11 protein-coding genes are annotated in these 15249 nt (G+C 43.6%); 7 read left to right on the top strand and 4 right to left on the bottom strand.

Going from position 1 to position 15249, the window contains the following annotated elements; genetic code table 11:
* Positions 1-53 precede the first annotated feature (53 nt).
* Positions 54-785, top strand: a complete 732-nt coding sequence (locus tag LJ707_RS03155; RefSeq protein ID WP_228949280.1) for a GntR family transcriptional regulator — start codon at positions 54-56, stop codon at positions 783-785.
* A gap of 70 nt (positions 786-855) precedes the next feature.
* Positions 856-2193: a sigma-54 dependent transcriptional regulator gene (locus LJ707_RS03150; protein ID WP_228949279.1), complete on the top strand. Its 1338-nt coding sequence runs from the start codon at positions 856-858 to the stop codon at positions 2191-2193.
* 30 nt (positions 2194-2223) lie between these two features.
* Here the strand turns inward: LJ707_RS03150 and argS are convergent, their stop codons facing one another.
* A complete protein-coding gene (argS, locus tag LJ707_RS03145) occupies positions 2224-3990 on the bottom strand; it encodes an arginine--tRNA ligase (protein ID WP_228949278.1) in 1767 nt (588 codons plus the stop codon).
* Between the two features lie 99 nt (positions 3991-4089).
* Here argS and LJ707_RS03140 point away from each other — a divergent pair, with 99 nt between their 5' ends.
* Positions 4090-5526, top strand: coding sequence for an arginine deiminase family protein (locus tag LJ707_RS03140; RefSeq protein WP_228949277.1), 1437 nt, complete (start codon positions 4090-4092; stop codon positions 5524-5526).
* A 119-nt stretch (positions 5527-5645) separates the two neighbouring features.
* Complete coding sequence (gene ctlX, locus LJ707_RS03135) at positions 5646-6563, top strand: citrulline utilization hydrolase CtlX (protein ID WP_228949276.1); 918 nt, start codon at positions 5646-5648, stop codon at positions 6561-6563.
* A 206-nt stretch (positions 6564-6769) separates the two neighbouring features.
* Here the strand turns inward: ctlX and LJ707_RS03130 are convergent, their stop codons facing one another.
* Positions 6770-7876: an SMP-30/gluconolactonase/LRE family protein gene (locus LJ707_RS03130; protein ID WP_228949275.1), complete on the bottom strand. Its 1107-nt coding sequence runs from the start codon at positions 7874-7876 to the stop codon at positions 6770-6772.
* Between the two features lie 201 nt (positions 7877-8077).
* On the opposite strand from LJ707_RS03130, the gene LJ707_RS03125 reads away from it, so the two are divergent.
* The 3 genes from LJ707_RS03125 to LJ707_RS03115 all read left to right on the top strand — a co-directional run bounded on the left by LJ707_RS03125 (position 8078) and on the right by LJ707_RS03115 (position 11268).
* Positions 8078-9472 carry an arginine decarboxylase gene (locus LJ707_RS03125; RefSeq protein ID WP_228949274.1) on the top strand — a complete coding sequence of 465 codons (1395 nt, stop codon included), beginning with the start codon at positions 8078-8080 and terminating at the stop codon, positions 9470-9472.
* Between the two features lie 147 nt (positions 9473-9619).
* Positions 9620-10480, top strand: coding sequence for an AraC family transcriptional regulator (locus LJ707_RS03120; RefSeq protein ID WP_228949273.1), 861 nt, complete (start codon positions 9620-9622; stop codon positions 10478-10480).
* A gap of 77 nt (positions 10481-10557) precedes the next feature.
* A complete protein-coding gene (locus tag LJ707_RS03115) occupies positions 10558-11268 on the top strand; it encodes an SIP domain-containing protein (RefSeq protein WP_228949272.1) in 711 nt (236 codons plus the stop codon).
* A gap of 481 nt (positions 11269-11749) precedes the next feature.
* On the opposite strand, the gene LJ707_RS03110 is transcribed toward LJ707_RS03115, so the two are convergent.
* Together LJ707_RS03110 and clpB are read right to left on the bottom strand one after the other, a co-directional pair.
* Positions 11750-12475, bottom strand: a complete 726-nt coding sequence (locus LJ707_RS03110; RefSeq protein ID WP_228949271.1) for an RluA family pseudouridine synthase — start codon at positions 12473-12475, stop codon at positions 11750-11752.
* 150 nt (positions 12476-12625) lie between these two features.
* Positions 12626-15238: an ATP-dependent chaperone ClpB gene (gene clpB / locus LJ707_RS03105; RefSeq protein ID WP_228949270.1), complete on the bottom strand. Its 2613-nt coding sequence runs from the start codon at positions 15236-15238 to the stop codon at positions 12626-12628.
* Between the last annotated feature and the right edge of the window lie 11 nt (positions 15239-15249).

The raw sequence follows: 15249 nt of genomic DNA, 5'->3' as shown, positions 1-15249 counted from the left end.
ATTCAATTTTTTATACATTTGATGATACATACAGCAATACATAATTTGAGTTAATGAAGATCTCAATTGATCATAAAAGCCCGATACCGCTGCACATACAGGCCGAAAGTTTTTTGAGGCAGTTAATTCAGGAACCTGAATATCAGAACGGAAAAAACCTGCCAAATGAGGTTGATATGGCAAAAAAGCTGGCCATATCTCGTACAACGCTGCGCCAGGCCATTAACAAGCTGGTATTTGAGGGCTTACTGGTACGTAAAAAGAAATTCGGTACCAAGGTAGCGCACATGAAGATCAGCTCAAAATCAATGAACTGGCTTAGCTTTTCGCAGGAAATGCAGGCCCGGGGAATCACGATACGCAATTATGAGCTGCATGTATCATGGGTATTACCTGATGAAGCCATAGCCAATTTTTTTAACATCAAGCCTGATAAAAAAGTACTTAAAATGGAGCGCCTTCGTGGCGATATGGACGAGCCATTCGTTTATTTTATCTCCTACTTTCATCCAAGGATTGGCCTCAACGGCGACGAAGATTTTAAACGACCGCTATACGAATTGCTTGAGCAGGATTATTCTGTAAAGGCCATAGTGTCAAAAGAAGAGATCAGCGCGCGGCAGGCTGATAAATTTATTGCCGCAAAACTGGAAATAGACGCGGGCAGTGCCATACTATCCCGCAAACGTTTTGTGTACGATCAGGCTGAACGGCCTATTGAATATAACCTGGGTTTTTATAAAGCCGAAAGCTTTGTATACACTATTGAAAGCCGCAGGGAATAAGAATCAACAACTGAGTAAGCCCTGCTTTAAAACATCTCTTTTAAATATATTTGCACAAAATAATTGTACAATGAAACCCAAGGTCCTGATTATTGATGATGAAGAAAAACTGCGTGGTTTATTATCAAGAATTATAGGATTAGAGGGCTTTGAGGTATTCGAGGCAGCTACAGGCAAAGAGGGTTTAAAAATACTTGCCCGCGAAAACATTATGGCCGTACTAAGTGATGTTAAGCTGCCCGATGTAAATGGCGTTGACCTGGTAAAGAATATTAAGGAAGTACGATCGTACGTAGAAGTGATTAACCTGACTGCTTACGGCACTATAAATGATGCTGTAAAGGCTATACAAAACGGCGCCTTTAACTACATTATTAAAGGCGACGATAACGAAAAGATAATACCCCTGCTTAACCAGGCGGTTGAAAAAGCGGCCTTGCAACTCAAGGTTTACGAGCTTGAAAAAAAGCTTAGCAAAAAATACAGTTTTGCTAACATCATCGGCCAATCAAAACAAATAACTGAAGCCATTGCATTAGGCCGAAAAGTTGCCGCTACCAATACCACGGTATTATTGTTGGGGCAAACCGGTACCGGTAAAGAAGTTTTCGCATCGGCCATACACTACGAAAGCGAGCGCAGGCTGATGCCTTTTGTAGCTGTTAATTGCAGCAGCTTTACCCCCGAATTGTTGGAGAGCGAACTATTTGGCTACAAAGCCGGTGCATTCACCGGGGCTGTTAAGGATAAAAAAGGCTTATTTGAGGAAGCGCAATACGGCACTATTTTTTTGGATGAAATAGGCGAAATGAGTTTGGAGTTACAGGCCAAATTGCTGCGTGTACTGGAGGGTAAAACCTTTATTAAAGTGGGCGATACCCAAACTACCAAAGTGAACATACGTATTTTGGCCGCCACCAACCGCGACCTGATGAAAGAGGCTGAGGCAGGACATTTCAGGGAAGATCTTTTTTATCGTTTGTCGGTATTTACCATTACGCTGCCATCATTAAATGAGCGTAAGGGTGATATTAACCTGCTTGCAAAATATTACCTGGACGAATTTGCAGCCAAAGTAAACAGCCGTATCAATAAAATGGATGAGCAGTTTATCAGCCTGCTGAATAATCATCACTGGAAAGGCAATATCCGAGAGTTAAAGAACAGTATGGAACGTGCCGTGATACTGGCTGAAGGCGATACCCTTACCGCCGACCTCCTACCATCGGATTTCAGGTTCAACACCGGCGGAACAACAAGTTCTTCGCTCGATTTGGCAAGTGTTGAAAAGCAGCACATTTTTAAAGTATTGCAACATACCCGCGGCAACAAAACCGAAGCTGCCCGGGTGCTTGGTATCGGGTTAACAACGCTTTACCGTAAAATAGAAGAATATCATCTGAACTAAAACAATAAAGGGGCGTAAGCCCCTTTTATATTACATCCGCTCGGGCACCTCAATACCTAACAGCGCCATGCCCTTCTTAATTACTTTGGCTGATGCGGCTGATAATTGCAGCCTGAATTTTTTGGATATTTCATCCTCGGCCTGCAAAATGGAGTGTTCGTGGTAGAACTTATTGTATGCCTTGGCCAGTTCGTAAACATAATTAGCTATAACTGCCGGGCTATAAGCCTCTGCCGCTTGTGCTACTATATCCGGAAACTGGTTGAGCAATACAATCAGTTCACGTTCCTCGGCTGCAAGGGTATTCACGCTTGTACGCTCCGTAAAATCAACCCCTGCCCTGTTCAGTACCGATTTGATACGCGCGTGGGTGTACTGTATAAACGGCCCGGTATGTCCCTGAAAATCTACCGACTCATTCGGGTCGAACAACAAACGTTTTTTAGGGTCGACCTTTAATAAAAAGTATTTCAAAGCCCCCATACCAATGGTATGGTATAAGGCGTTTTTTTCTTCGTCTGAGAAACCTTCAACCTTGCCTAATTCTTCGGTACGTTGCCTGGCGGTCGCTTCCATCTCGTCCATCAAATCATCGGCATCAACCACCGTACCCTCTCGTGATTTCATTTTGCCCGACGGAAGATCAACCATACCGTACGACAAGTGGAACAGGCTATTGGTATCCGCTTTACCCAGTTTTTGCAGTATCAGGAAGAGTACCTTAAAGTGATAATCCTGCTCGTTACCTACCACGTAGATCGACTTATCCATGCCAAAATCATTATATTTCAGCAGTGCAGTACCAATATCCTGCGTAATATAAACCGAGGTACCATCGGCACGCAGCACCAGTTTTTGGTCGAGGCCGTCTTCAGTCAGGTCTATCCAAACAGAACCGTCTTCCTTTTTAAAGAACACGCCTTTTGCAAGGCCTTCCTCAATAATATCCTTACCTAACAAATAGGTGTTTGATTCGTAGTAGAACTTATCAAAATCAACACCAAGGTGTTTATACGTTTCATCAAAACCGGCATATACCCAACTGTTCATGGTTTTCCACAGGCTGATTACTTCCTCGTCACCCGCCTCCCATTTTTGCAGCATCAGTTGCGCTTCCTTTATCAGCGGGGCGTTCTTTTTAGCTTCGTCCTCGGTTTGGCCTTCGGCTTTTAAAGCTTCTATTTCCTTTTTGTATTCCTTATCAAATACCACATAGTACTTACCTACTAAATGATCGCCTTTTAAGCCTGATGATTCCGGTGTTTCGCCATTGCCAAATTTTTGCCAGGCCAGCATTGATTTACAGATGTGTATCCCCCTGTCATTAACCAGGTTAGCTTTAATAACCTCATGCCCTGCCGCGCCCAATATCTGCGCAACCGAATAACCTAACAGGTTGTTACGTATATGCCCTAAATGCAGCGGCTTATTGGTATTGGGTGATGAATACTCTACCATTACTTTTTGGCCCTTGGCTTGCGGTTTGGCAAAATCAGCCGACAGTATTTGAGTATACAGCGTATTCAGCCAGTAATCATCAGCAATAGAGATATTCAAAAATCCCTTTATTACATTGAATGCGGACACCTCACTAATGTTGGCTTTAATGTGCTCACCTATTTCGGTACCGGTTTGCTCCGGCGATTTACGCGAAAAACGGGTGAACGGAAAAGTCACTATGGTTAGCTGGCCCTCAAACTCCTTGCGGGTTTCCTGGAGGCTAATGGCATCAGCGGTAATATCAGTATTATAAAGTTCCTTAACGGCCTTAATGGCGGCATCAGTAATAAAATTCATCCGCCAAAATTAATTAAAATGATGTGAGTTGAGCGTAAAAAATAACAGTAGCTACACGAGTACCATATTTTGTGATAGATTTGTTGATTATAACCTTTTATGACGCTTAACGATAAAGATTTCAGGATAAATGTAACCTCAGAAATTGGCAGCCTGCGTGCTGTGCTAATTCATAGTCCGGATAGCGGGCTTGGTAAAGTAGTGCCATCCAAAGCGCAGGACTGGCTGTTTGAAGATATTGTACATTTGGATACACTCCGCAAAAAAGAGTATGATTATTATATAAAACTGCTGCTCTATTTTCTCGATCCGAATAAGATAAAAGGCAATCTTGATAAGGTTGATATTGATCGCTCATTTTTTAAACCTGACAATAAGGATTTTCACGCGTCTACCAAAGTACTTGAACTACAAGTGCTATTGAGCGATATTTTGCAGGAAACCGACATACGCAAAAAACTGGTGGCCTCTGTTTGCGCTATTGAAGGCTGCAGCTACCGTATGCAGTTGAGGCTGATTGATACCGACGCTGTTCAACTGGCGAAAATATTTATATCCGGCGCGCTGAATGATGACGAGATGATATTCGCGCCGATCCCCAATTTGATATTTTCGAGGGATATAGGTATTGCTATAAATAATTACGTGCTGCTTAACAAGCCTGCTAAAAAAGCCCGCTTTCGCGAAACGCTGTTAATGCGATATATATTTTTTAACCATCCGCTATTCGCAAGGTTTCGTGATAATATTTTGGAGATACCGGAAACCGTGCACCACTTTTTACGCCCCGGCGAGGATAACGAACAAAAAACCACGCTTGAAGGCGGCGATGTGATGATGGTAAGCCCTGACCACCTCGTTATAGGTTGCAGCGAGCGCACCTCAACCAGCGGCGCGGATGAAGCCATTAAATTACTATTTGAGCATAACGTAGTAAAAAAGGTAACCGTTGTTAAAATACCCAACAAGCGCGATTATATGCATATTGATACCGTGTTTACCCAGGTTAGGCGCGATATGTGGGTAATTCTGCATTCGCTGGCTATAGCGGAGAAGCCAGAAAAGGAAGCTGGTCCGGCGGCATGGTTTGCCGATAAAAAAAGCAAGGAAAAAACTGAGATAGTGCAATTCAGACAAGGTAAAAAGCCTAAGACATTTGATAATATTGAGGAATTATTGACTGACATCAGCCATAAAGACCTGGGTTATGAGGGCGAAGTGAAATTCATTTACTCGGGCAATAACACCTTCCCTTTTGATGCCCGCGAGCAGTGGACGGATTCGTGCAACCTACTGGCTGTAAAAGAGGGCGTGGTATTAGGATACGACCGTAATGATAAAACAGTTGAAGCATTTATAGAGCAAGGTTTTAACATAATACCTGTGGCTGAATTACTACAAAAGTTTGAGCAGGATGAGCTAAATCCGCAAACATTGATCAATACGCTGGTACTCATACCATCGGCAGAGCTATCCCGCGCCCGCGGCGGTTTCCACTGTATGAGTATGCCGCTGTGGAGGGAGGCGATCGGATAAGTTAGTTAATGGTTCATAGATCATAGTTCATGGAATATTATGTGTATGTATCCTACCAATCATGATCTTTAACCTCAAACTACTATAATCTATGAACCATTACCCATGAACTAAAAAACATGCAAACAACATCAAATATACTTATGATACGCCCGGTGGCTTTTGGCTTTAACGAGCAGACCGCCGGCAGTAATGCTTTTCAAAACAAAAATGCGGAGCAAACTGATGTACAACAAAAGGCATTACAGGAGTTTGATGGCTTTGTACAATTGCTACGCGATAATGGCGTGAACGTTATTACAGTAAATGACACCGCCGAACCGCATACACCCGATTCGATATTCCCGAATAACTGGGTATCCTTTCATAATGATGGTAACGTATACCTGTACCCCATGCAGGCAGAAAACCGCAGGTTGGAACGCCGGGAAGATATTATTCGCGACCTACAGCAGAATTTTACCATAGAGCATATTACCGATCTAAGCCGTTTTGAGGTTGAAAATAAGTTTTTAGAAGGCACCGGCAGCATGGTTTTAGACAGGGACAACAAGATAGCCTATGCCTGCCTGTCGCCACGTACGGATGAGGGTGTGTTGCGCACTTTTTGCGAACAGGCCGGATACAAACCCGTATTATTTAACGCATTTGATGCCAGCGGACAACCCATTTACCATACCAATGTGTTGATGGCCGTAGCCACGCAATATGTAGTGATATGCCTTGACACGATAACCGACGACGAACAACTGGAAGCAGTAATAGATGCTATTGAATCGAGCGGTAAAGAGATCATCAATATCTCGCTCGACCAGATGAACCATTTTGCCGGCAACATGCTGGAGGTGCAAAACGAGGCAGGTGAAAGCCTGATCGTAATGTCGGCCAGTGCCTGGAACTCGCTTGATGATGAACAGCGGGAAATATTATCGGGTTACAGCAAACCGGTATATGCTGACATCAGCACCATTGAAACCAACGGCGGTGGTAGCGCAAGGTGTATGATGGCTGAAGTGCATTTGCCAAAGAAGAATTAGTAGTGCTTTGTCATGCTGAGCATGTCGAAGCACTCGTCGCTTTGCTATTTAGCCCCCGCTCGTACCCTTCGACAAGCTCAGGGTGACAGGCCTTTATTATTTATGAATCTGTCATGCTGAGCTTGTCGAAGCATTAACCGCTTTGCTATTTCCCCCGCTCGTACGCTTTGACAAGCTCGGGGTGACATGGCCCTTGCTTAGCACCACTATGGCAGCTTTACCTTGTAAACCGTATAAGGCAGTTCTGCTTTATTTTGGCCGTTATTCCATTGTGGTTCGCGGTTAAGCTGGGCACACGAGAAATACAGGTAACCATCAGTACCAATGCCCATTGAGTCGGGCCATATAATTCGCGAATCCTGAACCAGGGTATTTAGCTTGCCATCGGGCGACAAATATTTTATGGTATAATCTGTTGAAGTGGTTAAGTATATATTTCCTTTGCGGTCAGCTTCCAGTCCGTGGGTTATACCTACCGCGCTCATATCCTGAACTTTAGTCGATAGTTCTTCGTCACTCAATTTAGCATCTGCAAGATAACGGGTCTCAATACGGTAAAGGTATTCCTGGTTTATAGGCTTAAAATAAAAATACTTGTTATCCTTGGTTAAAGCGATGCCGTTCACATTTGAGCGGAATGGTTTACCATCCTTATCGCGCATTTCAACACCATCATACTTTAATACCACGCTGGTATCTGCCAGTGTCGATGGCTGTTTTTTAAGCACGGTACGCGTTTTTCCGCTAATCAGGTCGAGCACTACAATGGCCGCCTGCCCGGGGTCCGAAAGATAGCCTAACCCCTTTTCGGTATCTATTCTGATGTCGTTCAACCCGGAGCGGGCTTTATCCAGATCGTCAAAAGTATATACCTTATCAACGCTGTTGGTTTTCAGATCGATCTTTACCAGCTTAAAATAACCTTGTGCAGGCATACCACCATTATTACCGAATATAGAACCGCCTGATGAGGGTTTTGAGTCGAGAACCCAAAGTTTATCATCGGTATCAATATATAAATCCTGTACGCTTACAAAATAGCTGCTATTGTCGCCAATTGAAGTATTCCAGGTATCATCCGGAAAGGGTACCTCACGGCCATTCCTGATCTCCACCAAACCATATTTATAGCTTGCCCCCCGGTTAGGGAAGGATACAAACAACCGGTTATCTGCTGATACCTTAACGCCAATGGCTCTCCGATCGCCAAATGTAGCTACGGGAATAAGTTTATCACTATGATATTTTTTGTTTTGGGCTGAAGAATTTACCACGGTTACGGCTAACAGGATGATCGAAAATATTTTTTTCATAGTTGCAGGTATTATAAAACAAGCAACAAAACCATTAAAAATGTTTTAGCAATTATAAAAAAACGCGTTTTAAAGACTGAAAAGCAACTATTGGCAGCATATTGAGGTGTAATTGAATAAATTACATTTGGTACATAAATTGCATAAATATTTTCCGAAAAAATCCGTTTAAAAATTACATTTTTGGCAAAATTTTAAAGCATGCAGAGTTACCAGGAATTTCTTGACCTTAGCGTGGGCTTTCCGCAGGATGGTTTTGAGATAATTGACGATGAATTATATTTTCACGATCTTAACTTGATGGAAATGGTTGAAACGTATGGCACTCCCCTGCGTTTTACCTATCTGCCTATTATCTCGAAAAAAGTACAACAGGCCAAGCTGCTATTTCAGCAGGCCATTATAAAAAACAATTACCGTGGCACCTATAAATATTGCTACTGTACCAAAAGTTCGCACTTTAAACATATTGTTGAGGAGGCGCTGAAGAACGAAATTCACCTTGAAACATCGTCAGCATTTGATATGCCGATGATTGACGCCCTTGAGAAAAAAGGCACCCTCACCAAGGATATTACCGTAATTTGCAACGGTTTTAAAACTTACCAATACAAGCAGTATATAGTTGATATGCTGCATGATGGGTTTAAAAACATCATCCCGGTGCTGGATAACAAGGAAGAATTTAACATTTATGATGATGAAATTGAACTTGATGAGCCTTGTAACCTGGGTATCCGCATAGCTTCTGAAGAGCAGCCTAACTCGCAGTTCTATACTTCGCGTTTAGGTATCCGCATGGAGGACGTGATCGATTTTTATCATAACAAGATAGAGAAGAACCCGAACTTTAAGGTTAAGTTACTTCACTTCTTCATAAACTCCGGTATATCTGATACGCCTTACTACTGGAACGAACTTGAAAAATACGTTACCCTGTATTGCAAGTTCAAAAAGGTAAACCCTGATCTGGATACACTGGATATTGGTGGCGGTATGCCATTTAAGGATTCGCTGGTATTTGATTTTGATTACGAATACATGATCAACGAGATTGTGAGCCGTATTAAGGAGATCTGTGCTATTAACGATACCATTGAACCGGATATTATCACCGAATTTGGTAAATATACCGTTGCCGAAGCTTCGGGCATATTATACAAGGTAATTGGCCGTAAACAACAAAACGACAGGGAAAAATGGTTGATGCTGGATGGCTCATTCATTACTAACCTGCCTGACGTTTGGGCACTTAACCAAAAATATATTCTGCTGCCTATTAATAACTGGGATGCGGAGTATGACCGCGTAAACCTTGGCGGTATAACCTGCGACGGGCAGGATTACTATAACCAGGAAGCGCACATGAACAGTGTGTATATGCCTAAAACCCGTAAGGTACAATACCTGGGCTTTTTTAATACCGGTGCTTACCAGGAGGTGTTAAGTGGTTATGGTGGTATTCACCATTGCCTTCTGCCATCGCCTAAACACGTTATCATTCGCCGAAATCGTGATGAAACATTTAATTTCGAGGTTTTTGGCGAGGAACAAAACAGTAAGCAAGTATTGAAGATATTAGGCTACACAGCGTAGTTAGTCAATCGTCATTAGTCATTGATTCTTCAAGTAAGTTATTATACAGGGGCGGGAAAATAGTTTTTTTCGCTCCTTTGTTTTACATGCCAATTACTGATTGTAATTTTCTAATATAATTGCCCAATGACTAATGACTAATCCCCAATGATTAAAACGAAGCACATCCCTGTACACCGCATTCATGATGATACCAATATTGGTATGCAGATACATAGTGTGGGTGAAAAGGATATGGAGGATGAAGGCCGGTCATTAGGTATTCATCGTGATGATCATTACATCTTTTTTTTGACCGATAAGGGTGAAGGATCATTAACGGTTGACTTTACAGACATTAACATTTGCGGACGGGCGATATACTATATTTTACCGGGGCAGGTACATCATATACTAAAAGCTTACTCTGCGTCGGGCTGGTTTATAGCGGTAGATACATTACTTGTACCGCCGCATTATCGCGAGATATTTGAGAACCAGCTTTGCATACAACAGCCTTACCCTTTAAATGATGAGCAGTTTAAGCAATGCGAAGCCACTGCTAATCTTTTGCATCGCCAGTTTGAAAGCGACCGTGCACAGCCTTTTTATACCCAGCTATTGTATTCATTACTAAATACATTTATAGGATATATAGCTACCGGATATAGCAACAACACCCAAAATAGCGTAACAGCCACCCGCCCATACCAGATAACCCAACAGTTTAAAAAGTTTTTGAAAGTAAACTTCGTAAAGAACAAGAGTCCATCCTGGTATGCGGAGCAATTGATGATCAGCGAATCGTATCTTAACGAAAGTCTTAAAAAAACCACCGGGTTTTCTGTAACGTACTGGATAACACACGAGATTGTACTTGAGGCTAAACGGTTATTATATTACAGCCAACTAAATATTAAAGAGATAGCCCACACTTTGGGTTATGAAGATCATACTTATTTTTCGCGACTATTTAAAAAATCTGTCGCGCAAACACCGCTTGAATTCAGGCAGGCATACCGCAAATAGTCCAACACTTACCGCAGCTTGTCTATTTTACCGGCGCTTGCTGTGCTGTTATTTTGTAAGCATAAAACATTTACAAAATGAGCGCATTGTTATTATCACGCATAAAAAGGAAAGCTACCAAAATAATAGAGGATCAGTTTTTAAAAACAGGTTATGTACTTGAAACACGTACCTGGATTACTGATGATATTATTGAGATTGACCTGCACCTGCCATCAGCCAGTATGCAATGGAATGAAGTACAACACATGAAGTGCAAGGTAGCCGAATTCACCTATCGCGACTATACGCCTGCTGCCTGGGATGCCGACACACAAACATGTACTTTATATATCGATGTAAATCATAAGGGTCCGGGTGCACTTTGGGCCAGGCAATTAAATAAGGGAGATTGTGTGGAGTATCTTGGTATTGCAACAACAAAGCACAGTCCGGTAAATACCTCGGCTATTGTTTGTTTAGGCGACGAAAGCGCTATTGGTCACCTGTTGGCCATGCAACAGTTAACACAGCCTGCTACCCGTTTTACCGGCGCGGTAGTTATGGCTGATAATGCCAATAGTAAACTATTCACCGAGTATTTTAAAACGCCGCTGCAACCCGTTGAGCGCGACGACAATTACGGCCATCACTCATTGATAAAGTGGTTACTGCAACAGTCAGAAAATCTGGAAAATACTATCTTTTATCTCGCGGGTAACTCAACCATGGTAGCGCAACTACGTAAAACGCTGCGCAGCCAGGGTTATGGTTCAAGCCAGATCAAGGCACATGGGTTTTGGCAGTAAACCTCTCCCCAACCCTCTCCAAAGGAGAGGGAGTTAATGAGACAATTTAAAAAATGTCATTTCGACCGAGGTATGAGGGGAAATCTGCCGTTTTATTAAGAACGCGGATAGATTTCTCGCTATCTCATCGAAACTTCAACCCAAGCAAGAACTGTAAATAACCAACATTACCGGCATCAGAAATGCCCGGAGTAGCACAAGCCTTGCCAAAGTAGAAACCTTCACCGGGCAGGGCGTAGCCGGCAGTTTTTGCTTCTTTTGTCTGCACAAAAGAAGTTGAGGACAGGTAATGAAGATACTGTGCTTTATGAACAAGTTTGTACTTTATTCCACAGCTACTTTACCTTAGATGCAAGGTAACCAAACATCAAGGCAGAAAAAACCTTTCACCCACAAGGCCATATCCCTGACCCGGTTTTCCGGCAGGCCTACGCTCTTTCGTACTTATCATTGATCTGCAGATATAGTTGCATTACTATTTCTAACTATCAAACTTATCCAACAATTTTAAAAGCGTTTCAAAGTCTTTAGGATATGGGGCATGTATGGTGATATCTTCGCCATTCATCAACTTAAAGGTAACCTCATAAGCGTGCAGGGCAAAGCGTTTCATGATGGGTAGCTCCTCTTGCTCCTTACCTAAATGATACTTGCGTTTAAGTTTTGAGAGAAATACCGGCTGGCCTTTGTACATTTCGTCTCCTGCTATTGAGGCACGCTGGGTAGCCAGGTGTATACGTATCTGGTGCATACGGCCGGTTACAGGGCGGCATTCAACCAATGTATAATGCTTGTAGTATTTTAACGAATTGAACCAGGTTTCGGCTTGTTTACCCTCCTGCCTGCTGATGGTAACGCTGCCTTTGCCAACATTCAATATCGGCAGATCGATCTGCAGGTCTTCAAACACATGCGTACCATCAATAACGGCATGATATACCTTTTTTACCTTACGGCGCTCAAACTGCATAGATACCCAACGGTAGGCTTCAGGGTGCTTGGCGAATATCAGCGCGCCGGATGTTTCTTTATCTAAACGGTGGCATATCTGTGCATCCTCACTGTAAGCCTTGGCCAGGCGCAGCATACTGATCTCACTGCTACCCTCTCCACGCTCGTCAAGCGAACTGATAAAGGGCGGCTTATTTACCACAATTATATCATCGTTTTCAAAAAGTATCTGGTCGGCAAACTTGGGTATCTTCATAACAGGGTGCAAAAGTACGGTTTTAAATGCAAAAGAGCCGCCCGAAGGCAGCTCTTTTGCTATATGATGGAGTTATTATGTTTGTTTGAGCATTCGGCTGGTAAACGGTTTAATGCCTTAACATTATTTAACATTTAACCGCGCCGATACTTACCGTGCAGCCTCACCGTCGTCCTTTGAATTAAGGAAAACAAATTGATTATCAAACATATCCAGCTTGATGGCGCTATCCTTATCTACCTTACCGCCGAGTATCTGTTTTGATAGCTCATTAAGTATACGTTTTTGAATAACACGTTTAAGCGGCCTTGCGCCAAATTGCGGATCGTAACCCAGTTGTGCCAGCCAGTCGAGCGCTTCATCGGTAGCATCAATGGTAATTCCCATTTCGGCCAGCGTTTGCTGTACCTGCCTGAATTGCAGTTTAACAATGTCGCCAATTTCATCGCGGGTTAGCGGGGTAAACATAATGATCTCGTCTATCCGGTTCAAAAACTCCGGCCTGATGGTTACGCGCAGCAACTCAAACAATTGATTCTTGGTTTTTGCGATGATCTCTTCGCGGTCGTCATCCAGGTCGGTAAAGTTTTCCTGGATAATGTTTGAGCCGATATTCGAGGTCATGATGATGATGGTGTTCTTAAAGTTCACCACACGGCCTTTGTTATCCGTTAAACGGCCATCATCCAGCACTTGTAACAGTATGTTGAATACATCCGGGTGCGCTTTCTCTATCTCATCCAGCAATACCACGCTGTATGGTTTGCGGCGTACGGCTTCAGTCAACTGTCCGCCTTCATCATAACCTACATAGCCCGGAGGCGCGCCTATCAATCTTGAAACCGCATGGCGTTCCTGGTATTCGCTCATATCAATACGTACCAGCGCGCTTTCATCATTGAAAAGGAATTCGGCCAATGCCTTAGCCAATTCGGTTTTACCAACACCGGTGGTACCCAAAAATATGAACGACCCGATAGGCTTACGCTTATCCTGCAAACCGGCTCGGCTGCGGCGTATGGCATCGCTGATGGCCTCTATGGCTTCCTCCTGCCCTGCTACACGTTTGTGTAGTTCTTCTTCCAGGTGCAGCAGCTTTTCGCGCTCGCTTTGTATCATTTTTGAAACCGGGATGCCTGTCCAGCGGGAAACCACACCGGCAATATCGTCGGCAGTAACTTCCTCTTTCAGCATACGGCTATCTACCTGCTGCTTTTGCAAATCCAATTTAAGTTTTTCAACCTCATCCTGTGTTTCGCGAATGCGGCCGTAGCGTAACTCAGCTACCTTACCATAATCTCCGGCACGTTCGGCCTGGTCGGCTTCCAGCTTAAAGTTTTCAATCTGCTCAACCTTTTGGTTGATGCTATCCACCAAATCCTTCTCGCTTTGCCATTTGGCACGGATAGAGTCGCGATCGGCACTTAGGTTAGCGATCTCTTCGCTCAGTTCGGCTACTTTCCGCTCATCTTTTTCACGTTTGATGGCTTCGCGCTCGATCTCCAACTGCATAATGCGGCGTTCCAACTCGTCCACCGCTTCCGGTACCGAATCCATTTCGAGGCGCAGTTTACTCGCAGCCTCGTCCATCAGGTCAATCGCCTTATCGGGTAAAAACCTGTCGGATATATAACGTTGCGACATTTCAACCGCGGCAATAATTGCCTCGTCCTTAATGTGCACTTTATGGTGCTGCTCATAACGCTCCTTTAATCCACGAAGTATCGAGATCGCATCCTGCGGATCAGGCTCATCAACATTCACTTTCTGGAAACGGCGCTCAAGGGCTTTGTCCTTCTCTACATATTTTTGGTATTCGTTAAGCGTGGTTGCGCCAATGGCCATCAATTCGCCACGGGCGAGGGCCGGTTTCAATATATTGGCCGCGTCCATAGCGCCTTCGCCGCCGCCCGCACCAACCAACGTGTGTATCTCATCAATAAACAGGATGATCTCACCATCGCTTTGTACTACCTCTTTCACCACGGCTTTAAGGCGTTCCTCAAACTCACCTTTATATTTTGCACCGGCAACCAGCGCACCCATATCCAGCGAGTAAACGGTTTTTGTTTTCAAGCTTTCGGGCACGTCACCCTTGATGATACGGAAGGCGATACCCTCGGCAATAGCGGTTTTACCAACGCCGGGTTCACCCACCAGTACCGGGTTATTTTTGGTACGACGCGATAATATTTGTATCACACGGCGTATCTCTTCATCCCTGCCAATAACAGGGTCAAGTTTGCCCGATTCGGCATACTCATTCAGGTTACGGGCGTATTTATTAAGCGCATTATAGGTAGCTTCGGCATTTTGATCAGTAACCTTGCTGTCGCCACGTAAACTAACAATGGCTTTTTTAAGATCCTTTTCGTTAACACCGGCATCCTTTAGCGCGCCCGATGTTTTATCATTAGATGCAAGGATACCAAGCAAAATATGCTCAACCGATACAAATTCATCCTTAAACTCCTTCAGGTATCCCTGCGCCTTTTGCAAAGCGCTGTTAGCATCTGATGATAAATATATATTGCTGCCGCTCACCTTTGGGTACGATGCGATCTGCTGGTCAAGCACATCGCCAAGCCTGTTAAGGTTAACGTTCAGCTTTTTTAATAAGTAACTGATAACGTTCTCATCAACCAGCAGTAACGCTTTCAGCAAGTGCGCATTCTCAATGGCTTGCTGCTGGTTACCGGCGGTAATTTCTGAGGCCTTTTGTACGGCCTCCTGAGCTTTGATTGTAAAGTTGTTAAAATTCATAGCGATTACAT

It is taken from the genome of Mucilaginibacter sp. UR6-1 (genome assembly GCF_020880975.1).
Taxonomy (GTDB): Bacteria; Bacteroidota; Bacteroidia; order Sphingobacteriales; family Sphingobacteriaceae; genus Mucilaginibacter.
This window is presented reverse-complemented; position numbering and strand designations above follow the sequence as displayed.

Excerpts from the sequence above, each read along its gene's own strand:
- argS (WP_228949278.1), bottom strand. The coding sequence starts at position 3,990 with ATGAATTTTATTACTGATGCCGCCATTAAGGCCGTTAAGGAACTTTAT.
- LJ707_RS03110 (WP_228949271.1), bottom strand. The coding sequence starts at position 12,475 with ATGAAGATACCCAAGTTTGCCGACCAGATACTTTTTGAAAACGATGAT.
- ctlX (WP_228949276.1), top strand. The coding sequence starts at position 5,646 with ATGCAAACAACATCAAATATACTTATGATACGCCCGGTGGCTTTTGGC.
- LJ707_RS03150 (WP_228949279.1), top strand. The coding sequence starts at position 856 with ATGAAACCCAAGGTCCTGATTATTGATGATGAAGAAAAACTGCGTGGT.
- LJ707_RS03155 (WP_228949280.1), top strand. The coding sequence starts at position 54 with ATGAAGATCTCAATTGATCATAAAAGCCCGATACCGCTGCACATACAG.
- LJ707_RS03125 (WP_228949274.1), top strand. The coding sequence starts at position 8,078 with ATGCAGAGTTACCAGGAATTTCTTGACCTTAGCGTGGGCTTTCCGCAG.
- LJ707_RS03140 (WP_228949277.1), top strand. The coding sequence starts at position 4,090 with ATGACGCTTAACGATAAAGATTTCAGGATAAATGTAACCTCAGAAATT.
- LJ707_RS03130 (WP_228949275.1), bottom strand. The coding sequence starts at position 7,876 with ATGAAAAAAATATTTTCGATCATCCTGTTAGCCGTAACCGTGGTAAAT.
- clpB (WP_228949270.1), bottom strand. The coding sequence starts at position 15,238 with ATGAATTTTAACAACTTTACAATCAAAGCTCAGGAGGCCGTACAAAAG.
- LJ707_RS03115 (WP_228949272.1), top strand. The coding sequence starts at position 10,558 with ATGAGCGCATTGTTATTATCACGCATAAAAAGGAAAGCTACCAAAATA.
- LJ707_RS03120 (WP_228949273.1), top strand. The coding sequence starts at position 9,620 with ATGATTAAAACGAAGCACATCCCTGTACACCGCATTCATGATGATACC.